At 42.8% G+C, this 21,702-nt stretch carries 25 protein-coding genes; all 25 read left to right on the top strand.

What is annotated here, in order from left to right; translation table 11 throughout:
• The first annotated feature begins 2 nt into the window (after window positions 1-2).
• The 25 genes from F897_RS13040 to F897_RS12920 all read left to right on the top strand — a co-directional run bounded on the left by F897_RS13040 (window position 3) and on the right by F897_RS12920 (window position 21,695).
• Window positions 3-1,487, top strand: coding sequence for a phage portal protein family protein (locus F897_RS13040; RefSeq protein ID WP_005236586.1), 1,485 nt, complete (start codon window positions 3-5; stop codon window positions 1,485-1,487).
• Window positions 1,487-1,690, top strand: a complete 204-nt coding sequence (locus F897_RS13035) for a hypothetical protein (protein WP_005236585.1) — start codon at window positions 1,487-1,489, stop codon at window positions 1,688-1,690. The genes F897_RS13040 and F897_RS13035 overlap by 1 nt, the downstream gene beginning before the upstream one ends.
• Window positions 1,668-2,873 carry a phage head morphogenesis protein gene (locus F897_RS13030; RefSeq protein WP_005236584.1) on the top strand — a complete coding sequence of 402 codons (1,206 nt, stop codon included), beginning with the start codon at window positions 1,668-1,670 and terminating at the stop codon, window positions 2,871-2,873. Before F897_RS13035 ends, F897_RS13030 begins: the two co-directional genes overlap by 23 nt.
• Before the next feature lie 502 nt (window positions 2,874-3,375).
• Complete coding sequence (locus F897_RS13020; RefSeq protein WP_005236583.1) at window positions 3,376-4,353, top strand: hypothetical protein; 978 nt, start codon at window positions 3,376-3,378, stop codon at window positions 4,351-4,353.
• Window positions 4,350-4,736, top strand: a complete 387-nt coding sequence (locus tag F897_RS13015) for a hypothetical protein (RefSeq protein ID WP_005236582.1) — start codon at window positions 4,350-4,352, stop codon at window positions 4,734-4,736. The genes F897_RS13020 and F897_RS13015 overlap by 4 nt, the downstream gene beginning before the upstream one ends.
• Window positions 4,737-4,739: 3 nt before the next feature.
• Window positions 4,740-5,813, top strand: a complete 1,074-nt coding sequence (locus tag F897_RS13010) for a major capsid protein (protein WP_005236581.1) — start codon at window positions 4,740-4,742, stop codon at window positions 5,811-5,813.
• A gap of 10 nt (window positions 5,814-5,823) precedes the next feature.
• The gene (locus F897_RS13005) at window positions 5,824-6,183 is read left to right on the top strand and encodes a hypothetical protein (RefSeq protein ID WP_005236580.1); all 360 of its coding nucleotides are present in this window, start codon (window positions 5,824-5,826) and stop codon (window positions 6,181-6,183) included.
• A gap of 7 nt (window positions 6,184-6,190) precedes the next feature.
• A complete protein-coding gene (locus F897_RS13000) occupies window positions 6,191-6,631 on the top strand; it encodes a gp436 family protein (RefSeq protein WP_005236579.1) in 441 nt (146 codons plus the stop codon).
• A 7-nt stretch (window positions 6,632-6,638) separates the two neighbouring features.
• Window positions 6,639-7,133, top strand: a complete 495-nt coding sequence (locus F897_RS12995; protein WP_005236578.1) for a phage virion morphogenesis protein — start codon at window positions 6,639-6,641, stop codon at window positions 7,131-7,133.
• Window positions 7,111-7,530, top strand: coding sequence for a phage tail terminator protein (locus tag F897_RS12990; protein ID WP_005236577.1), 420 nt, complete (start codon window positions 7,111-7,113; stop codon window positions 7,528-7,530). The genes F897_RS12995 and F897_RS12990 overlap by 23 nt, the downstream gene beginning before the upstream one ends.
• A gap of 9 nt (window positions 7,531-7,539) precedes the next feature.
• On the top strand, window positions 7,540-7,710 hold the full coding sequence (locus tag F897_RS17770; RefSeq protein ID WP_005236576.1) for a hypothetical protein: 171 nt from the start codon (window positions 7,540-7,542) through the stop codon (window positions 7,708-7,710).
• A complete protein-coding gene (locus F897_RS12985; RefSeq protein WP_005236574.1) occupies window positions 7,710-8,465 on the top strand; it encodes a phage tail tube protein in 756 nt (251 codons plus the stop codon). The genes F897_RS17770 and F897_RS12985 overlap by 1 nt, the downstream gene beginning before the upstream one ends.
• 276 nt (window positions 8,466-8,741) lie before the next feature.
• Window positions 8,742-9,458: a hypothetical protein gene (locus F897_RS12980; RefSeq protein WP_005236572.1), complete on the top strand. Its 717-nt coding sequence runs from the start codon at window positions 8,742-8,744 to the stop codon at window positions 9,456-9,458.
• Complete coding sequence (locus F897_RS12975) at window positions 9,455-9,901, top strand: PIN domain-containing protein (RefSeq protein WP_005236570.1); 447 nt, start codon at window positions 9,455-9,457, stop codon at window positions 9,899-9,901. Before F897_RS12980 ends, F897_RS12975 begins: the two co-directional genes overlap by 4 nt.
• Before the next feature lie 54 nt (window positions 9,902-9,955).
• Window positions 9,956-10,366, top strand: a complete 411-nt coding sequence (locus F897_RS12970) for a hypothetical protein (protein ID WP_224213995.1) — start codon at window positions 9,956-9,958, stop codon at window positions 10,364-10,366.
• A gap of 71 nt (window positions 10,367-10,437) precedes the next feature.
• Window positions 10,438-10,998: a hypothetical protein gene (locus F897_RS12965; protein WP_005236566.1), complete on the top strand. Its 561-nt coding sequence runs from the start codon at window positions 10,438-10,440 to the stop codon at window positions 10,996-10,998.
• A 54-nt stretch (window positions 10,999-11,052) separates the two neighbouring features.
• On the top strand, window positions 11,053-11,436 hold the full coding sequence (locus F897_RS12960; RefSeq protein WP_005236564.1) for a hypothetical protein: 384 nt from the start codon (window positions 11,053-11,055) through the stop codon (window positions 11,434-11,436).
• Window positions 11,433-12,029, top strand: coding sequence for a hypothetical protein (locus F897_RS12955; protein WP_005236563.1), 597 nt, complete (start codon window positions 11,433-11,435; stop codon window positions 12,027-12,029). The genes F897_RS12960 and F897_RS12955 overlap by 4 nt, the downstream gene beginning before the upstream one ends.
• Before the next feature lie 71 nt (window positions 12,030-12,100).
• Window positions 12,101-15,733 (top strand): tape measure protein, encoded by a 3,633-nt coding sequence (locus F897_RS12950; RefSeq protein WP_005236561.1) that lies wholly within the window; start codon window positions 12,101-12,103, stop codon window positions 15,731-15,733.
• Entirely contained in the window at window positions 15,730-16,149 is a 420-nt protein-coding gene (locus tag F897_RS12945; RefSeq protein ID WP_005236558.1) for a hypothetical protein, read from the top strand. The genes F897_RS12950 and F897_RS12945 overlap by 4 nt, the downstream gene beginning before the upstream one ends.
• On the top strand, window positions 16,139-18,109 hold the full coding sequence (locus F897_RS12940) for a hypothetical protein (RefSeq protein ID WP_005236556.1): 1,971 nt from the start codon (window positions 16,139-16,141) through the stop codon (window positions 18,107-18,109). The genes F897_RS12945 and F897_RS12940 overlap by 11 nt, the downstream gene beginning before the upstream one ends.
• 2 nt (window positions 18,110-18,111) lie before the next feature.
• Window positions 18,112-19,722: a hypothetical protein gene (locus F897_RS12935; RefSeq protein ID WP_005236554.1), complete on the top strand. Its 1,611-nt coding sequence runs from the start codon at window positions 18,112-18,114 to the stop codon at window positions 19,720-19,722.
• Between the two features lie 52 nt (window positions 19,723-19,774).
• Window positions 19,775-21,028, top strand: coding sequence for a hypothetical protein (locus tag F897_RS12930; protein ID WP_005236552.1), 1,254 nt, complete (start codon window positions 19,775-19,777; stop codon window positions 21,026-21,028).
• Window positions 21,028-21,312: a carboxypeptidase-like regulatory domain-containing protein gene (locus F897_RS12925; protein ID WP_005236550.1), complete on the top strand. Its 285-nt coding sequence runs from the start codon at window positions 21,028-21,030 to the stop codon at window positions 21,310-21,312. The genes F897_RS12930 and F897_RS12925 overlap by 1 nt, the downstream gene beginning before the upstream one ends.
• A complete protein-coding gene (locus F897_RS12920; RefSeq protein ID WP_005236548.1) occupies window positions 21,309-21,695 on the top strand; it encodes a hypothetical protein in 387 nt (128 codons plus the stop codon). Before F897_RS12925 ends, F897_RS12920 begins: the two co-directional genes overlap by 4 nt.
• Window positions 21,696-21,702: the final 7 nt, after the last annotated feature.

Below are 21,702 nucleotides of genomic sequence, written 5' to 3'. Positions count from 1 at the left end.
TTATGTCTAAGAAAAGGAAAAAGCCTGAGAATGCAAAACCTGAAGCTGGTGCACTGTATTCTCATGAAGCTGAACAGGCTTTAATCAGTTATCTGACCAAGATGCCAGACGGCGATGAAGTGCTAAGAAAAGCAGGGGTCACCCGTCCACGTTTAAAAGTCATGATGTATGACGATGAGATTTATCAGGCCATTGAAAAACGCCAGGATAAACTTGAGAGTGCATCATGGCGTGTAGAGCCGATGGACCGACCGGAATCTAAAATCATTATGGAGCATTTACGTGAGTGGTGGTCTGAGATTCTCTTGGGTGCGCAGAATGCTCGCTGGTACGGATATTCTGTATTAGAGGCAATCTATACCAAGCCTGAGGAACCGAGCCTACATATTGATGGCAATACCATTACGCCGTTTATTGGTTTTAAGTGGATTGGTGAAAAGCCAATGCAATGGTATGAGCCTAAGAATGATGGTCGTCTGATGCTGCTGGCCAACTACAACACGACTCGACAGGATCAGGAAGTAGACCAGCGCTTCAAACACTTTTTAACACGTTGTAAATCTACTTATGAGAATCCATTAGGTGAGGCTCTTTTAAGTCGACTGTACTGGGTCTGGTTCTTCAAAACGTCTGGCTTTAAGTTCTGGGCCAAGTTCGTTGAAAAGTTTGGCTTACCAATGCTGGTTGGTAAAACCGCCGGCAAGACGACAGATATGCGTGATGCACTACTTAGAGCGCATGCCAGTTCGGTAATTGCTTTAAGCGGTACAGATTCGGTAGAGATCCAGACAGCCAATACCAATGGCAACGCATCACAGACATTCGAAACTTTTGACAAGAACCTTGAGCGCCGTATTCAAAAGGTGATTCTGGGTCAGACTTTAACCAGTGGTACAGATGGTGCGGGCTCTCGTGCTTTGGGTGATGTGCATCTTGAAGTGCAAAACTCAAAGTATAAAGCCGATGTACGAATGATCATGCCGACGATTCAAGCCATTATTAACGCATTATGTGATCTCAATGGTTGGGAACGTCATCGGGTCATCATTGGTGAAGAGAAATCACTAGAAGAGCCTAAAGCGGATCGTGATGTGAAGCTTAAAAATGCTGGTGCGGTTTTAACGCCGCAATACTTCAAACGTGAATATGGTCTGGAAGATGGTGATGTGATTGAACAGCCTCAAACTGGCTTCAATCAATTCACTGCACTACCTCGCCAGGCATTCAACTTCAAGGCGACAGCAAACAAGCTTTCGCCAGAACAGCAAGAAGTTGAAGAACTAACTGATGGGCAGGATGATTTAACGCTGCTGAATGATGCTGAAATCAAACAATTGATTGGTACGTCAGACAGTCCTGAAGCGTTGGTGTTCAATCTTATGCAGCTCATTCCGAATGCTACTAAAACCGAGTTTTCCGCTAGGTTAGATCAGGCTTTGTATGCTGCGGACATTTTAGGGTACATGGCTGCGAGTGGTGGCAAGTGATGGAAGATATTCAGGCGTTATATGATGAGTTTGAAGAGTTTTGCACCAAATATTGTGGACTGGCTTTCGATGAATCTTCAATATATCGGCGTAAGAAATTAGGCCATTACTTTGATGTTCGTGATGAATATTTCAAGCTTTGGCTGAATGCAAAGCATGTTTATAGCAAGGATGCCGACAATGCAACCAGTCACATTTCTTGAAGCATTACGCTATGCACAGCAACGCAAGATTGTATTGCCCGATGAGTTCTACTCAATGGATCTAAAGACTCGGCAGATGGCAACCACGGTTAGCTTTCTATCGAGTCTTGAGCAGATCGAGACGGTCATCAAAGCAGTGAATAAATCCATTGCCGACGGTGGGACATTTAAAGATTTTCAGAAACTCATTAAAGAATCTGAAATCATTTTGCCAAAGCACTACCTGGACAATGTATTTCGTACGAACATCCAAAGTGCTTACGGTCATGGTCGATGGATCCAGCAGCAACGGAACAAGAAACGCCGTCCTTATCTAATGTACTCAGCTATCGATGATAGTCGGGTGCGTCCCAGTCATTTAGCTTTGAACCGGATTGTTCGTCACATTGATGATCCATTCTGGCTAACACATTACCCGCCAATTTCTTTCCGTTGCCGTTGTACCGTGATTGCCTTAACCGAGAAACAGGCATTGAAATACGGCATTACACCTGATGATCAGTTGCCTGAAATTGCCGAGGCTTTGGACTGGAGTTCTCATCCATTACAGTTTGGTGAACTTGAATCGCTGGTGGATAAAAAGATCAGTGCTTCGAGTTTAGATAAGGAATATCTCCTGGAGCAGAAAGAAGTTATTAAGGCTGAATGGACGGCGAGTAAAAAGCTCACCAGCCTATTTACTCCGATGGATGATAAGACTCGGGACTTATTCGATACTGTGGCCAATACAGTAATACCACTTGATCCAAGCATTCGACCAAGTGCGATTCGCACCTTCTTGGACTATGTGCAGGGAAATGATGCCGCACTGACTGGCTATTTAAACTCTGCTACAGGCTCACTAGCTGATGATGTACTTAAGCGCTGGCTGAGTACTGATCTGGCAGCTATTCAAGCTGTGGCGAGCAATGCGGCTTCAACCGTGGTGGGTGCTGCGACACTTAATCAAGTAGCGGCTTATCAGGTTGGGCAGACAGCTCAGCTTAATGCGCCGTTGCTGATGGCTGATACAGCTTCAGATATCGTGATTAAGATTGAGAATGCTAAAGGCTTGGGTGTTGATCTGGATATGTTGAATGCTGGTAACGGCGTTTTAATACCGATGGGATTGTCATTTGAGGTTGTTTCGATTGAAGCGGTTGAAGGGCAGATGGTTTATACGATCAGACCACTAGTTAATTAATCTTTTAATTAACTAATCTGCTATAGGACAATGTTTAAGCTACATTTTTTATACAACGAATGGAATATTTAAATATTGGATTAGGGGCAAAGTAGACTTATAAAATCTGTACAGCTTAGTCACTTGGTTGGGATATGGTTTGTTTTGCAATTGAGATCGAAATACCTGCAGATAAGTGCCCTAAAATAAGAGGCCGAAAGCGTTTAATAAGAGAAGGAAAGGCAAGGGTTCTTTTGTCAAATAATACTTCTACAAGGAGAGCGCTTACGGGATTTACAAGGTATGGGGTATCTAGCGGAAGGAATGCAATAGTCTTAACTCCATATGAGTTCAAAGATCGTGAGAACCAGATAACAAACTTTCTAAATAAGAGGTTTGATAGTGAATGGAAACTTAAGCTGATACCTATAAAGAATACTTGAACTATTTACCCACCTCGGTGGGTTTATTTGTAGCTATTTTACGCCGTCCGAAAGGGCGGTTTTTTTATGGAGCATGAGAAATGCCAAAAGAAGAGGAACATAAGCCGAATCAGTATTGCTTCCAGGTCGGTAACTTAAATGTCGATCAAGCTGAAGATGGCAAGAAGAAGCGGACTTTCTCCGGTGTTGCATACAGTGGTGAAGTTATTACCGATCATTGGTATTGGGATCGAATCATCTTTGATCTTGATTCTATGCAAATTAAAGGCCGAATCCCTGCGTTACTGGATCACTCAACCCGGCAACGTGCTGGAGCCATCAATAGCCACAGCATTGATCACCAGAACGGCCTAACAGTTTCAGGCGATCTAATGAGTAATGAATTTGGTACTCAGGTTGCTCAGGACTCTGACGATGGCTTTCCATGGCAGATGTCAGTGCGAATTGAACCCTCTGCAGTCGAAGAAATCCAAGCGGGTGCATCAGTCACTGTAAATGGAAAAGTGCATCAAGGGCCTATCACGGTTTTCCGTGGTGGTCGTATTCGTGAGGTGTCTTTCTGTGCTTTGGGTGCGGATGACAATACAAACGCAGTGGCAGCGAGTCACTCTCCAAAACAATTTAATCAACCAGAGGACACCGACGTGACCGAATTAGAACAGGCGCAAGCCAAAATCAGAGAATTGGAAGGTCAGGTCTCCACCTTGACTGAACAAAACAAACAGTTTGCAACAGATAAGCGTAATTCTGAAATTGACGCTTTGGCCAAAGCTCTAAACAAAGAGTTTAGCGCTGAAGAAAAAACAAAGTTTGCAGCCATGCCAGATGATGCATTTGAACTGATGGCAGGAACACTCAAACAGTTTGCAGCAGGCAGTCAACAAACACCAGCTGAACAACAACAGCAAACACAAACACCAAGTGTAAATCCGGCATTTACTCACTTGTTCACTCATCAAGCCAATCCGGGGCAAGGTGGTCAAGCTCCACAAGGCTCGGCTTTAGATCAGGCATTTAATCAGTTTGTAGCAGCACAGCAACAAGGAGCTAAATCATGAGCCAAGTCGTAACAGGAACTATTGAAAATAAACAGCTAGTGGTCGGTGACGGCGTACGTACAGAAAATGCCAAAGTAAAAACTGCTACAGCATATAAGCGCGGCGATTTACTTAACGTGAGTGCCGATAACGTTGCTGATCATCCTGTTGTCACTGAAGGTGTAGTAGGTGAATGGAATGCAATTGCTGTTTCAGATTTCACCGCAGCGCAATCTACTTACCATGCGGCTAATAATCTTGAAATGCCGATCTACGTGCAAGGCCCATTTGATATTGCAGTAGTTACAGTGAATGGAACACCTCTGACTACTGCTCAATATGATGCAGTACGTGCACAAGCATTAAAAAACAAAATCGAACTTCGTAAAGTTGTGGGGAACTAAGACATGAGTCAAACTTTTACATTTCAAAATGCACCAGTGGAATTACTGGATGTGCCACAGCTGGTATTACTGACTGATACCACTCAAAAGGTAGATACCTGGCTGATGGACCGCTTTTTCCCTCAGCGTGTTTCCTACACTAAAAAAGAAGTTCCAGTAGGTGAGCTAAATACAGCGACTCCACTTGCGCCGTTTGTTACTCCGACTGCAGCTGGACGTCAGATTAAAGTAGGTGAATCTGGTAACGTGAAATTCGTTAAGCCAGCTTATCTGAAACCAATGATGACAGTCATGCCAAGTGAAGTGCAAAACACTGCTCTGATCGCACGCTTACGTCAGTTTGGTGTGATTGCGACTGGCTCAAATCGCTTGTCTGATGCAGATCTACTACTGATTGATCAGGCTCAAAAAGCATTGTATCTGCGTCAGTCTATCGAAAACCGAAAGCTATTAATTGCTCGTGATGTGCTTCTCTACGGTAAAACCACTTTTGCTTCTGCAGACTTCCCGATGTATGAAGTAGATTATGAACGTAATGCAGCATGTAACTTTACGCCGTTGATCAAATGGGGCCAAGCGGGTGCTACTCCAGTCAAAGATATTCAAGCGATGATTGATCTTTCTGTTGAGCATGCTGGTACATCACCAATCATGGCCTTAACTACGTCAAAAGTGTATAACACGCTGATTAAAGATCCTGAGTTTAAGGAAAAGTTCATTGCTCCATATGCGGGTGTGAGTGTTCCACTTACTCCAACCTTTGATCAATCTGATAAACCCCAATTCCGCGGTACCATCGATAACCTAGAAATCTGGACCTATGATGCTAAACACAGCATGAATGGAAGTGTTGAGCGTTTCATTCCAGAAGATTTCTTTGGGCTGGTTTCTGATGCTAATGGTTGGATTGCTCACTGTGCATTGCAAAACGTTGAAGCATTTGGCCAAGCTCTAGAATTCTATTTAAGCCAATGGCAGGAAAAGAACCCTTCAAGCATTCAATTATTAGCTGAATCATCTCCACTTGCTGTTCCTAATAACAAGAACGGTTTAGTCGGTGGACGTGGATTTGTATAAGGAGATCAAAATGCCAAAGTACATTGCAAAACAATCGATCGGACACTTCCGTCCAGGTCAGGAAATTGAGGGGCTTGAAGCTAAACAACTTCAAGCCCTTTTAGCATCTGGGGCTATTGAAGAATATCAAGAGCCGGAAGAACCTAAGGCAGATGGTACCGCTGCACGTTTAGCTAAACTTGAAAAAGCCAATACTGAGCTGACAGCAGCCAATGAAGCCTTAACCAAAGCCAATCAGACAGCAACTGTCGACAAGGCTAAAGCTGAGCAAGAAATTGCTGAGCTCAAAGCCAAGGTGGCTGAACTGGAAAAGGCGAAGCCTGCTGCAAAACCTAAAGCAGACTCAAAACCTGCCGACGAAAACAAGTAGGTGATCTATGTATGCGACTGAAGCAGATTTGGTCGCACGATTTGGTGATGAGATTGAAAATCTGAAAGCGATGCTTCCTTCTCAGTCCTCGGTAACTGATGCAATTCAGGATGCAACAGAGGAGATTAACGGTCATATCGGTGGTCGTTATCCTTTGCCGCTACCCAATGTGCCCAGTAATTTAAAGCGTATGGCGTGTGACATCGCACGCTATCGTCTTTACTTCCAGCAGCCCATCGAGGAGGCTCGGAAGCGTTATGAGGATGCAATCGCATTCTTAAAACGCGTTGCTGACAACAAAGCGCATTTGCAAATCCAATTGCCTGAAACAAACCAGATCGTGGATGACCATCCCAAAGGACGACCTTCGACGGCGCCAGTCGGTACTTCTTATACCGGTGGCGTATTTGGAGATTCTATCCTGGATCAAATGCCAAGCATGAAGTGAGGTGTTTATGGCTTTCGCAATAACCATTCAAGCTGATAGCTCACCTATCGAAGCAATCCTTGCTCGCTTAAACCAGTTCGATGCCGATAAGTCAAAGATGTTTAACGACATTGGCGATGCCATGCTTTATGCGACAAGAAAGCGATTTCAATATCAACATGATATTGACGGTAATCCATGGAAGGTTTCATGGCGTGCTCGCTTGCAAGGCGGGGAGACAGGGCGTAATGATGGACATTTACTCAATGGTATGAGCTACAACGTTCTGATCAATGGCGTAGAGTGGGGTGCTAATCAAACCTATGCGCATGTTTTTCATTATGGTGCTCATATCACCCCTAAGAACGGTCAATACATTACGTTTGCGGTGGCAGGGCAATATCGAAAAGTAAAAGAGGTGAACATTCCATCCCGTACTTTTCTTGGTATTAATTCTGAAGATGAGGCGAAAGTCTTAGACATTGTCGGGAGTTTTATAGATGACATTCTTCGCAGTACGTGACGAGATTGCAGAAAAACTGAAAGAGATTCCAGAATTTCTAAAGATCTATACGCCGTTGAATTCAGTCGGTGTGACAGAGATGTCGCAGGTCACGCCGTCAGCACACGTCAATTTTGTCCGTATAGACAAAAAAGCCAGTGCAGGTCGTGGAAGTGTTAATCAGATTGGTCAGCAATGGGCGGTCACGGTGGCATGTCGCAATGCTCAATCTCAAATGACCGATGGACGTGCTGTAAGTGATGAAGCGGGGCTTTTGGCTGAGAAGGTGATTGAGTTGCTTCCCGGCTGGCAACCACAAGCATCGCGTACGGCGCTGGAATTTATTTCAGTTCGAGATGGCTACAGTCCTGGCTTTGCATACATCACGATTATTTTTGAATCACAAAAATTCATTTAGGAGCCAGTCATGGCAAAACAATATAAGGCAACTCAGCCTGTCGGCCGCTTTCAAAAAGGCGATGTGGTCGGTGGGCTGAGTGATGCACAAATCAAAAAATTACTGGCAGATGGTGTCATTCAGGAACTACCTGAACCTAAAGCTGCTCCAGCCAAGAAAACTACAGGGGATGAAAAGTAATGGCTAAAGAATATATTTCGCTGCAAGGTAAGTTTTACCTGTCAGAACTTGTGAATGGTGTTGCTGGTGCAATGCGTCACCTGGGTAACGTGCCAGACTTTGAATTGGAAATTGGTGCTGATGTCGTTGAACATAAAGAATCAACAACTGGTCAGCGCACTACTGACTTCACCATGATCAATGCAACGTCGGTGAATTTCACGGGAACGTTGGAAGAAACTGATCCAGAAAACCTTCAATACATCCTGTCTGGTATGAATCACGCCGTAGCGACCACTACAGCGACAGATGTATCACTGGGTACTGTGGTGGCTGGTAAAGAAATCAAACTGGATGGCTATAACCTGAAAACGGTTTCATTCAAGGATTCAACAACTGGTACAGCTAAAACAGTTGATCCAGAGAATTACACACTGGATGCAGTGTTTGGTACTGTGGTTTTCCATGATGTATCAGATCTGACCATGCCGATCTTAGCCACTTACACCACTGGTGCAGTGACTAATACCACATTGGCATCTGACTTTGAAAAAGAGTACGAGCTCTTCTTTAAAGGTATCAATACAGCAAATGGTAAGCACATGGCTGTACGTTTATGGCGTACCAAGAAGTCACCAGAAACTACTTTCCCGCTGATTCATGAAGAACTTGGTCAGTATGAAATCTCTGGTCAGGCTTTATCTGATGTAACGAAGCAAGCAGATCCAGCATTGGGCTTATATGGCCATGTTGTGACGATTCCGGCAGCGGAATAACCTCATACAGGCACAAAGTATCTCCACAGGATGCGAAGGCATCTTTTTTTGTGCCTGTTTTAAAAACTTTTGTCGTTGATTTGGATAAACGGTTTATGGATGAGGCGTATAAGAGGATGAGTAAGCAATCAGTGTGAGTTGGTTTCTTACTAAACGACATTCTGTGTCATATATTTTTTCTAATCTATTGAACAAAAATGTAAAGATGTTAAATTACAGCCAATGCTAATATAGCATTAGTGATAATTTTTATAGGCAACTTAGAGGGAGGTGGTTATGTCAGATAAGCTTGTCATTGCACTCCGTTTGCCGGATAAAAAACCATCCGATTTAAAGTTTGGCGAAATGGCTGAACTATTTAAGCAGTTTGCTAATTTGCTAAAAGGATCTAAGGATAATTTCGGTTATCTACAGGAAGGATCTATTTATGTTGGAAGCCCACCACTAGATTCTGAAGAATACAAAGTCGCCATAGATCAAATTTTACACTCAGATGGTGGGGATTTAGATCAATATTTGAGTAAACATCTGGATTGGGGTAATGCCCAAATCGGCGTGCATCGCGAAGGCGAGAGCCCAAAACAGATGAAAGTGTTACGATCTATAGGAAATGTGATTAAACCTAAAAAGTTTAAACAAAATGACACCCTTAGAGGCAGAGTAAACCGAATTAATACCAGTTCGGAAAGCCATTCTGTTGGTATAACCTTTATAAATGGATTTAAAATAAGCGCTAAAATTGCATTAGATGATGTAAACACACTTAAAACATATTTAGGAACAAATACGCTAATTGATTTCTCTGGTGTTGCTACATACAGCTATGGTGAAGCTTATGAGCTTTATCTAGAGGATTTCAAATTAAACAGCTATGAGGCCCTAGAAGAAGATTCAATCGAAAAATGGATTTCTGACTTTGTTGGGTTTGGTAGGAGCGGCTGGCAAGATTTGGATGATCCATATAAGACACTGGAAGACGAACGCTTGCCATGATAATTACTATTGATGCCAATATATTAGTAGCTTTTTTTGATGATAATGCTTTCGATAAAGGTTTTATCCAGTTCTGCAAAGTAAATAATGTGCAGCAAGTAATAATTCCAGCGCCTGCAATGTCTGAATTCTTATCTCGAGATAGCGCTGAAAGATTCCAATTTATTCAAAGTAAAAAAAGAATTGCCTCAATTGTTAGTTTCGATGAAAAAGCCGCTTATATTACTGCTGGTATGGCTGAAGATTATTATAAAAACAAATTAGAGATACCCAAGCAGAAAGTTAAAGTTGATCTCCAAATCCTTGGCATTGCAATAGCCAATAAATCAAATTTCATTTTGACTAGAGATAATGATTTTAAGAGTTATATAGATCATCTAAAGTTAAGAATAGGGATAAAGACTATTTCGGATTTACAGATTATTGACGATTTATTCGAATGAGCTAATCAATCAAACCACTCTTCGGAGTGGTTTTTTTGTGCTGGACTTAGTATCTTGTTTGTTGATAATTTTAAAAATCACGGAATTATAATGGCAAACTTAACTATACATGCTGGTGACTTCACAAAGGGTAAGGGCTCAATCACTATATTGGGTGGGGTCTTTACAATTTCTGCAGCATGGGCGGCAGGGGATGGTTTTTCTGGTAATGTTCAGTCATTTTCCAGTATCGAAATTGAAGAGATAACTGTAGCAACTGAAGAAAATGTAAAAAGAATAGGTGGTACAGTCGGGTGGGGGGTTGCTGGTGCAGCACTGCTAGGCCCAGTTGGTTTACTTGCAGGCTTGTTGCTTGGTGGTAAAGGTAAAGATGTCACATTCATCTTGAAGTTTAAAGATGGGCGAAAAATGCTAGCCACCACTGATAGTAAAACGTTTACTAAGTTAGCAGCCATGGCATTCTAATAAATAATCAGATTAAAAAAAGCACCTCCGGGTGCTTTTTTAATGCATAAAATTTATCTCGAGACCCCATCATGAATGATTTTTTCCTAGCAACAAACCGAAGTATCAAGCTTAAAGATATCGAAGTTCGCCAGATCCAGATGAAAGACTTTGACCAATGGCTAAAGCATGCTGAAGTGCTGAAAAACTTCATCAAAGATAAAGATCATTCAGATGAGATTTTGACAGCTCTATTTAAAGCCAATGGCGTACAAGTCATTTCAACTATTGCCTGTGTGACTAACCTGAAACAGAAAGCTATTTTTGATCTGGCTGCCGATGAGCAAGCCTTCAAGGAGTTACTTAAAGCTGTACTTCTAGTCAATCAAGCTTACTTCAAATACGAAAAGCCTAAACGTGGCATTAAAAAGAAAGATGACTCCACCTGGTTTGATTCATTCCAGTTTCTGGTATCAATGGGCCATCAACATAGTGAAATCATGGAAATGACCTACGGCGCATTCCAAAACTACGTTAAGGCAGCAAATAGGCTATATAAGCAGGGAATCTTCAATAACGCCGTAGCTGTACGTATAGCTCAGTCTGACAAGAAAGGCTTTGAATCATTTAAGAAAGAAATGGTTTCTGATTGATCAGCTATCTTCCTAAAGTTATGATGTGAAAATAATAATTTAGGGGATATGAATATGAAGCGGTTGTATATCTTATTGGGGGTATTTGCATTATTACTTTTCATTGCTTTGCCTTTTTTAGCAAATGATGATTCAAATTCTCAAGCTGAACCAACCCAAGCCCTAGTAAAAACTGTAGCTAGCAGCCAATCTGAGCAGTCAAAAAGAATTCAAGTACAAACAGATTCACGTATTGCATTAAAGAACTTTCTAAAAAACTCGGAGAGCGCCGAATTAAGAAACCATAATGGTAACTGTGGTGAAGTTAATAGCAAAAATAGTTTTGGTGGATACACAGGCTTTAAACGCTTTATTGCAAGCCCAACAATAGTTGCCGTTGAAGGTGAGAACATGGATTCAGATGAGTTTCAGAAAGCTTGGAATCAGGTTTGCAAATGATGATTCACGAGCAATCAAAAATAGAAGCAAGTAACCATAAAGCATGGTTTCAGTCTACTTTTAATGCCAATGAGGTTGAACAATTGCACAATATTGGGATCGAGTGCAATGCCGATAAGAAATTCTACAAATACGAGATTCTTGATATTTTTGGACATTTAAAAAATAGGAAATTAAAAAAATGTGAGGCATTGCATCAAAAATTCATTGAACGATATATATCATTAGTTCCGCCATTTCTGAGAAATCAGATAGATGTCGAATTAATAAGGGGCGATGATTATTATGCCGCATGGTTTTTTAATAGACATTGCTTTTTTGAAGACTATAAGCGAGCGAAGAATAAGCCAGCATGGGCTGGCGCGCATAAACTGTTGTGGTCACCCGTCATAGACGATCTCACACCAGATGAATGTAAGCGTTATAGCAACAAGATTTTTAATATAGATGATGATTTTTTGGAGCAAGCGGTATTGCACTGGGAGAAACCCAAACATGGATGTCGGTGTGCATTACTGGTATTAAGAGAGTCTTCGTTTAAGAGGGAACTCGAATTGGGGAGATGTGAAATGTGGACAAAAAAAGCACCTTAGGGTGCTTGCTTAATACCTAACTTATACCCGCTTCGGCGGGTTTTTTATTGCATAAAAATTTAGAGGTCAGCATGTCTGGTAAAAATTTAACATTCAAATTAATCATGGATGCCGACACTAAAGGCTTTGTTGGCAATATTAAGCAATCGGAAGATGCAGCTAAATCAGTATTTAATGCAATAAAACAAGAGTCAGAACGGTTAAAACAAGCAACCACTGATGCTTCGAAAGAAATGGGGAATATTATCCCTAAAGGCACCAGTGAATTAGCAGACAAGCTTTCCCAGTCACTAAATGCTGCTACAGGCATTATTAAAGATGCTGGTGATAACGCAAAATCTGCAGCAGGGAATTTTACGGATTTTGGTAATAGAGCTGAGAAGGCATTAAGCCAGCTTAAAGGTGATCTAGCCCAAGCCAAGCAGAATCTTGAAGCATTTTCAAAAACTAAAGCTTCACCTGCAGATATTGAAAAAGCGCAGGTTCAGGTTGATCAACTTGAAAAAGAAGTACAGCAAACAGATCAGGCTTTTAGTGGATTTCAGGCAGAAGTAGGCAAAGCCAACAACAGCTTAAGAGAAACAGACACAGCAGCTCAGGCGGCGCAAAAAGGTATTGGGGCTCTAAAAACTGGATACACTGCCCTTATTGGGATTATGGGTGGTATAGGTATTGGTTTGGGTATTCGTGAGCTGGCTGAGGCTGCCGACTCATATACCAACCTATCGGTACGCATTCAAATCGCCACTAAGGAAGGTGGTAATTTCCAACAAGCAATGGCAGGTGTTCACCAGGTAGCACTTGCCACAAATTCTAGCTTACAGGCAACAGGTGATTTATTTACTCGACTCAATACAGTCGGTAAAGAAATAGGGATGACGCAGCAACAAGCGTTAGAACTGACTAAAACAGTTACCCAAGCCATTCAGATTGGTGGAGGTAGTGCGCAAGCAAGTGAAGCAGCTATTCAGCAGTTTATTCAGGCTATGCAGGGTGGTGTGCTGCGTGGTGAAGAATTCAACTCCATTATGGAGAATGGCTACGGGTTGGCTGAGGCGTTAGCAAAAGGGCTGAATTCAACCACTGGCGAACTTCGTAAGATGGCTGAAAATGGGGAGCTTACATCTGAAAGAGTTATTAAGGCTGTTCAGAGCCAGGCTACACAGATTCAGGAAACTTATAATCAATTTCCCACAACAATCAGTAATGCTTTACAGCGAATTGCAACATCATGGCAAATCGTTATTGGTGAAATGGATCAGGCGAATGGCTCAAGTGCCACCGTTGCTGATGCTTTAGTTGTGGTAGCTGATAATCTGGGGATTATAAAAGTATTTTTAGATGATGTGGGTTTGGGGTTGGCCTCACTGATTGGTGATTTACAAGGTGGGATTGACGCCAGCACTATCGAAGCCTTTAAAAATGCCATATCTGCTGCTTATGATGCTGTTAAAGATTTAGTATCCCAGGTATATGAATTCGGTGTGGATATTCTTGATATTCTCAATACATCAATAACCAGCACATTATCTGTTTTTTCCTCGTTCACAGGAGGTGTTTCATCTGCAGGCGAGCAAGTCAGTTTCTTAGAGCGAATTCTCCAGGGCTTAGGAATTACATTTGGCTTTATAGGTGATGGTCTTACAGCAATCGGTATTATCCTTAAAGTAGCAACGGGTAATTTTTTCACGCTAGCCTCTGCTGCGAATAGTGTTATGGCCGCACTCACTTGGGGTGATGTTAGTAAGCAATTCGCAGCAAATGCAGACTTGATGAAGGATAAAGCCAAAGAGTATTACGCTGAGGCTGATCGTGAGGCTCAAAATTTTCAATCCAAAGGGGTTCAGCGCTTAAATGAGGCAGCTCAAACTCAAGGACAAAAAACTGCGGAAAGATTAGCTCTATCCAAGCAGGAGTTGGAGCAATTACTTTCTGATCAGCAATCAGAAGTTAATGGGAAAAAAGCCACAGAGTCTGAAAAGTTAAATGCTGTTCAGGCTTATGCCGAGGCTGCTATCAAGGCCAATGGTGGTGTCATGGATGGCGTAATGCAGGCCGATCTATTGACCAAAGGCTATATCGTCACCATCGATGAGGCAGGAAAGGTTAGTGTTCAGGCTGGCCAAAGTGCAGAACAGGCTGCTGAAAGTGCCGCTAAAAAGGAAGAAGCTCTTAAGCTGGCCAAAGAGAATGTTAAGAAAGCCGATGAAGAATATCTGGCTTATCAGAAGCAAGCTGCAGCTGAACGAGCACTTCTGGAACAACAGATTGAACAGGCCAAAAAGTCAGGCGATTTAAACGCTTTAGCATCTGCACAAGCCTCTATTAATGCAATTAATGCCAAAGAAGCAGAGTTGGCCAATAACCGTGATTTAAGAATTGCTGAGCTCAACAAAGCGAATACTGGATCTGGCCAAGTGGCAGAAACAGCGTATTCAAGAGCATCTGCTGCTGCCAAATTGTTTGGTGTAGACCTTGATGCCTCGTTAAACAAAGTCTCTAAATCCTTCTCTAGTTCAGGGAATGAGCTGGATGGACTTAAGACCAAGCTGAGTGAAGCTGGCTATACAGGCAAACAGGCTGGTGATGTTCTTTATCAGGCATGGGAGGATTGGCTTAGCAAGGCTAAAAGCCAGGCTGAGATTGATTTAGCTAAAGCTAAACTTCAGGAGTTTGGCACCCAAGGTCAGATTTCAACATCTCAGGTTGAGCAAGGTTTAATTGCGATCAAGCTGCAAGCTCAAGAGTTACCTGATGATATTGACCCGGTTACTGAAGCGTTTAAGCGCCTTGGTATTCAGACCAAAGAGCAGTTAAAGCTTTCCGCTCAACAGGCCTTAATGGATTACATCACGATTCGGGATAGTGGCAAGGCCACAGCTGAAGGCATTCAAAAGGCCTATGAAAAAGCTGCTCAGTCTGCGGCTGCATCCGGTGACGCAGGAAGAATTGCAGCGGTAAATGCAATGAATGCCGGGCGTAATCTAGAAGTGCAGATTGATGATACTGGAAAGGCTGTTGTCAAAACCATGGATGATTGGACCAAATCCAATGACCGCGTTAAGGATTCCGCACGTGGCATTGGTGATGGATACCGTCACGCAGGTCAGATTGCACGTGAAGAAGCCAAATCTTCTACCGAAGCTTGGGCCGATGCTGTCAACAAGGCTAAGAGTGATTTCAATAAAGAAATGAAGCGACAGGGCGAAGCATTGAGTAAAGGAATCTACGAATACGATTCTTACACCAAGTCTGATGTGATTTCACAGCTGAAAAGCAAAGGCTATGACGATAAAGAGGCTGAAAAATTGGCTTCTACCATCTGGTCCAAGGCTATGGCCGCTGATCGTGATGCTAAAGCTGAAGGTCTTGGAAAGGAAAGCAGCGTGGCAATGAAAGCATTGATCAATGCTGAATTTGATCGAGCTGCAGCCAATGGAATAACCACCCAACACGGAACCAACAAGATCAATGAATTGCTCCGCAGTATCAATGTCGCTTCAACTGGTTCCAGTAGTTTGAGTGACTATGCGCCGTCAATTCCTTCTGTGTCATCAAATGCTGCTACACAAAGCATTAAGGAAAGTGTGAATTACAACATCCAATTCGGAGGTCAAACCCTATCCCTTACAGGTGATGCAAGCCAAAAGGATGTAATGACCAATCTGGTAAATCAATTAAAAGGTATAGCGAAATCAACATGAAACTTATTCGCTTAGCAACATCAGAGACCGTCCCATTAGAGGACGGTTTTTTATGGCCTGATGAATTTTCATGGAAGGCCATTGAGCAGAATCAAGCCTATGCCATGGATGGCTCCCTGATCATTCAGGAAGGTAAAAAGAAATCAGGTCGGCCAATCACTTTACAACCGGCAGATCAGGAAATGGGTTGGATCAAGCTGCGTGAATTACGGACTGTTTTGGAGTGGTCCAAGCTGCAGAATGAAAATTTCAGACTGCAGTTTGAACAGCCGCATGACAACCGGCAATTCACTGTCAAATTTAATCACCAGGATGGAGCTTTAGAGGCTGCACCGGTGAAAGGAATTCCAGCGGTATCACTGGATGATTATTTTAATGTGACTTTGCGCTTTACGGAGTTAGACGATGGCGATTGAAACCAAGGATTTAGTGATCTACAAGTCTGAACGCTTGACCGATAACTCTGATGGTGGTGGTAAATATTCTGGTGTCGTGGTGCAGGACGGGATCAGCAATAACCTGTTCAATGATGTATCGGAAATGGATCGAACCATGGGCGATGTCTCCATGCGTAAAATTTTTCCAGCTGTGACTACTGAAGACACTGATTTATTGATGGGTGCAACAGTCTTTGTATCTGAGTTACCAGAAGATCCAAACGTGTCAGCATTGCTTTTCAGCACCAAAAACTGGACCGATGAACGCCAATCTGCCCAGAACCGGGTAGAGAATTACCTGGCTAAAGGTGGTCAGATTGCTGGCACACCACTGGATACACACTGGAAAGGCATGTCATCACTGCAGGTTGCCATGTTTCCACAAGAAACCGAATCATCAGTGGGCGATACGATTGTCCTGATCAGTGATGAAGGTGAGGCTTTAGAGCGTGAGCAGTATGTACGCATTACCAAAGTTGAAACTCGAACCGCAGTCATGGTGATTGATGGTAAAAGTGTTGAATATAAGATTGCTACTTATTCACTTAATGATGCGCTTGAAGTCGATTTTGTAGGACTGTCTGCTCGTCAGTGGTACAACGGTGAGAAATCTAAAACCATCATCCGGGATACGATTGTTGCTGATACTGGCCTGTATTACTCATCTACAGCGCTGGCATCCGGTGCAAATGTGGGTGAATTCACCGTAAATGCCAAAAGTATCTTTGCTCAACTTATTCCATCTGCTCAGACTGAAACCCCGATTATTGATGTGAATGCTGCAGGTGAAAGTGTGGTGTTGGTTGCAGGTAACGAAGGTACCATTACAGCCAATTACCCGAATATGGTAATTGGTGTCAGTCAGAACCTGTATATCGGATCAGCAGTGATTCCGTCGAGTATGTCTTTCACCTTGCAGGGTCAGCAGATTACCGACCAAGGCGGATTGCTTAAAAACACTCAAGGCACTCAGGTTGGCACGATTGATTACCAGCGCGGATTGATTCAATGGACATCATCAGCTCCAGCCGGAACTGTGAGTTTAAATATCACATTCAAACCTGCCGCTGCACCGAATCAGTATTACCAAAGCCATGCCATTCCAGTGACTCAGAATAACCAAGGTACAAACTGGACGGGAGTTTTAATTCCGATTCCTGCACCAGGGGCTTTGTCGATTTCATACATGAGTCAGGGCAAGTTTTACACCTTGCAAGATGATGGATCAGGCCAGCTTAAGGCTGCAAGCCCTTCTTTTGGTTCGGGCATGATTAATTATGAAACTGGCTCATGGTTATTAACGACTGGCGCTTTACCTGATGTTGATACACCGATCCTGTTGAATTGGGGTACGCCAATTGTCACTTTTGTACGAAGCGGCTTGGCGGTTGATCCTGCTGGGGTGGACTTCACGCTTTTTCATAACGGGATTGCAACAGCCACTGTGACCTGGTTGCTTGAGGGTGAAATAAAAACAGCAACATTGAATAGTGCTGGAAAATTCACAGGTGACGCAACAGGCTACTTAAGACGCAATAATGGTAAAGGTCGAATTATTCCACTCAAGCTACCACAACAAGGCACTGTATTTACGATCACATATACTTATGGCGCTCCAAAGACACAAACTGTCAATAGTGGAGCACCAGACACAAACCAAAAGCTCAGCTTTGTTATTGGTACAGGCGCAGCGATTGAGCCAAGCAGTGTGTCTTTAAGTATTCCAGTCAGCCGTGAGGTGGGTGTACCAACAGAGGGTGATGTTACGCTGCATGATGAGCCAATAAACAACAGTACTACAGGGAAATTAGTTGATCAATTTGGTGTTCAGATGGGTTTGATCACATACGCAACAGGTGCATGTGAAGTCACGCCAGTCCTGCAGCTAACAGAATATAGAGCGAACTACACACCATTTAATATATATGTAGGAAGTTAGCTATGAGTTTTTACGCACCGCAAGTATCAGGCTACAGTGCAGTCACTCGAACATTAAAAGCATTTGATGCGGCCAATGTTAGTGTTAGCTATCGAGATACTGCAAGCAGTGGTAGCGACAGCAAAACAATCACTGCGAACAATTTAAGTTTTGACCTAACCACTGGTTTTGACGAGCAGATTTTGACGGGTTCGGCACGTTTTAAAATTGGCAATGATACTTTCTTGGATCGATCTGGACTGCTTTATCGCAATGTTGATCCGTCGAATAATAGCGGGATTCAATCCGGCTCTATTCAGTATGGTAATGGTGTTGTTGAGATTACATCATGGACGCCTGGTGCAGACAACACGCTCAGTCTGCAATCATTAACCACAACTACCGACTTACCACCAGTCAATAAAATCAGCTTTAGAACGCCGATCATGCCGATTCGACCGCAATCATTAACCGTGATTGTGGGGACGCTCGACCATGGGCAACTAACATTGACTGCTGATGAAAATGGCGTGATTGAAACTGACCATGCGCACGGTCAAGTGAATTGGGAAAATGGCTTTGTCTCGATTTACTTCTACAAAAAGACCAAAAAGACAGACAATCTCTGGATATTGAACGAGCCTTGGTATGACCCGCTGCTTGAATATACAGACACCGGCAATACGGTATGGATCAATGCTCCGGTCTGGGTCGATGCTTCATCAGTGCGTTATAACGCTGTGGCTTATACCTATATTCCGCTTGATTCAGAAATTCTAGGGTTATCTGCAACACGTTTACCAATTGATGGCCGGGTGCCGATTTTCCGTGTTGGTGGCATTGGGATTGTCAGCTCAAGCAAAGCTCAAGAGCTAACTGATGCCATTGCAGGGACCACATATGATCTGAAGGATCAGCGTATTTCATGGGCTGAACTTGAAGATGCCAACGGAACGAAAGTAGCTTTCGATTTATACACGGTTGATTATGATTATGGTCGTGTGACGCTTGGTGGTGACTTTGTGATGGGTAATCTGGTTGCGCCACTAACAGTTAAATATCGCTATCAAGACATGGGCTTGATCCGTGATGTGCAGATCAATGGTCAGCTGACATTCACTAAGCCTTTAACCCATAACTATGATGCAGTCGACACCATTGTTGGATCTGCTTTAGTCATTGGTGATATGCAGGCACGTTACACACGTAAGTTTGTGCAAGGCTCGTGGAGTAATGCCTGGGCAGATGAACCAAGCTCAGGAATTTTAGCTAATTACAACGACTCACTGTACCCACTTCAAGTCACAAACAACGGGGCGATTCAGGAGCGTTGGGCGCTGATATTCACAGGCGATCAATCATTCCGTTGTGTAGGTGAATATTCTGGCCAGATTGGTACAGGAACCACCAATGCTGACTATGCACCGATTAACCCGGTGACCGGTGTTCCATATTTCACGATTAAAAAAGAAGGATGGGGTGCTGGCTGGGCAAATGGTAATGTCCTGCGATTCAATACAGTCGCTGCAAACTTTCCGGTCTGGGTAATTCGTACAGTAAAACAGTCAGAGCCAGCAGTATTGTCGGATCAATTCCAGATCATGCTGCGCGGTGACATTGACCGCGTTATCTAAAACCTAAATCAAATATGGCCGCGTAATGCGGTCTTTTTTATGAGTAAACAAAATGGTCGCAAGTACAGATATTAAGTTCTACGTGCATACAAACAACAATGCGCCACAATTGCAAAATGCCTATGGCAGTATGATTAATGTGTTGGATGCTTGCTTAGTGAATGGCATTAATGTTGGTGCTGTTTCATCACTTATAGCATCAGGTACAACAGTTACTGCATTATTTAGCTCTGCGCATAATTTGATGCAATACCAGGTGATTAAAATCACTGGGGCAAATCAGTCAGAGTTCAATGGTGAACATAGAGTATTAACCGTACCAAACGCACAAAGTGTCACGTTTGAACTTGCAGCCGTACCAAGTTTATCTACCGCCACAGGCACAATCACAGCCTCATTACCCCCACTTGCGTGGGAAAAACCATTCTCAAGTACCAACCCAAATGGTGGTGGAAAGGCAGCTTATCGATCTACCAATTTACTTTTGCCAAGTCACCCATTTCTACGTGTTGTAGATGAACTTGATCCAGCATATACAGCAACTTATGCGAAGTACGCAAAAGTCGGTATTGTTGAAGATATGACGGATATTGATACGATGCTTGGTGTTCAGGCGCCCTTTGATTCCACTATGCCTGATAAAAATTGGATAGGCACAGGTTCAGGTATTGAGGCAATTAATGGCTGGGCTCGATGGTACTATGCGACGAGTTATGGTTTTGGGTCCTCAGACGGGGATCGGTATGGTGCATCTTCCAATGAGATGAAATGGATGGTAGTTGGTAATGGTGACTGGTTCTATATTATTAATTCATCTAATGAAAAAGAAGATTTCTCAGCAGTCTATGGGTTTGGGAGCTTTGAATCATTTCTTGAAGGAGACTCGACAAATAATTTTCTAATAAGCAGCTTAGACTACGCACCTGCGAGTGAAAATTTTTACCGTCTGCGAAATTGCCCTGTACCGACTCTAAACAAAAAAACTTTATTATTGCAAAGAGATTATACTCAAAATTCATCAGGATTAGCCGCTATTGTCTCTCTGGGTATTGGTAAAATTAACAATACATCTGGAGAAGCAATTATAGGTAGTCCAACAAGTATTGGATATGCATTAATGCCTGCCTATATATACAATAGTAATATCAGAGGGGTTTTGCCGGCACTTAAATGGTTATATCAATCGGAGCCATTTTCCAACAAGCAATCATTTATCTTTGGTAGTGAGATATTTATGGCTAAAAGTATTGCTCACCCATCGTCTCCAGAATCCGTACAGATTGTTATTAAAATAGGGGGGTTATAGTGAATATTGTTGTCCCATATTTTAACACCAAAAAAAGAAACCTAAATAAGCAATCCCCTCAGTTATATAAAATTTCGGGAACAGTACTTAAAAGTTCTGCACCTATACCGTGCCGTATTCGCTTATATGAAAAGCTTACTGGTACAAAATTAAATGAAGTATTGAGTGATGCGAACGGGAATTACGAATTTACCAACCTCGAAAAAAGTAAATACTTTTTGGTCGCTCATGACCCAGCCTCTCAATTCAATGCAGTCATTCAAGATAACGTGGTGCCAAAATGAGTAAAACATCAGTCAATGCTCGGCTTGCCATGATTCAAGCCTTTGCAGAATTTATGGATAACGGTAGCCAAAGTGCTACCGTTACTTTTTATGAGGGCGTGCAGCCTGCAAATACAGCTATTGCAGCAGATTCAAATAATGCTCTGGTCACTTTGGTGTTTCCTGAGCCGTGCATTAAAGAAGTCACGCCAACTTATGTTGAATTACACCCAACAGACACAGCAACCGTGATTAAGTCAGGCACTGCAACATGGGCGCGTATTTATAATGGTGCTGGTGATGTCGCTGCCGATCTAACAGTGGGCACGGATATTAGCCTTGCTAACACCAATCTCGCGCTCGGCGGTACATTGTCAGTCACCTCAATAAAACTCAGACCTTAAATTAAAA

Origin of the sequence: Acinetobacter variabilis (genome assembly GCF_000369625.1) — a bacterium.
Taxonomy (GTDB): domain Bacteria; phylum Pseudomonadota; class Gammaproteobacteria; order Pseudomonadales; family Moraxellaceae; genus Acinetobacter; species Acinetobacter variabilis.
Note: the sequence above shows the minus strand (reverse complement) of the source record. Positions and strands in the feature narration are given on the sequence as shown.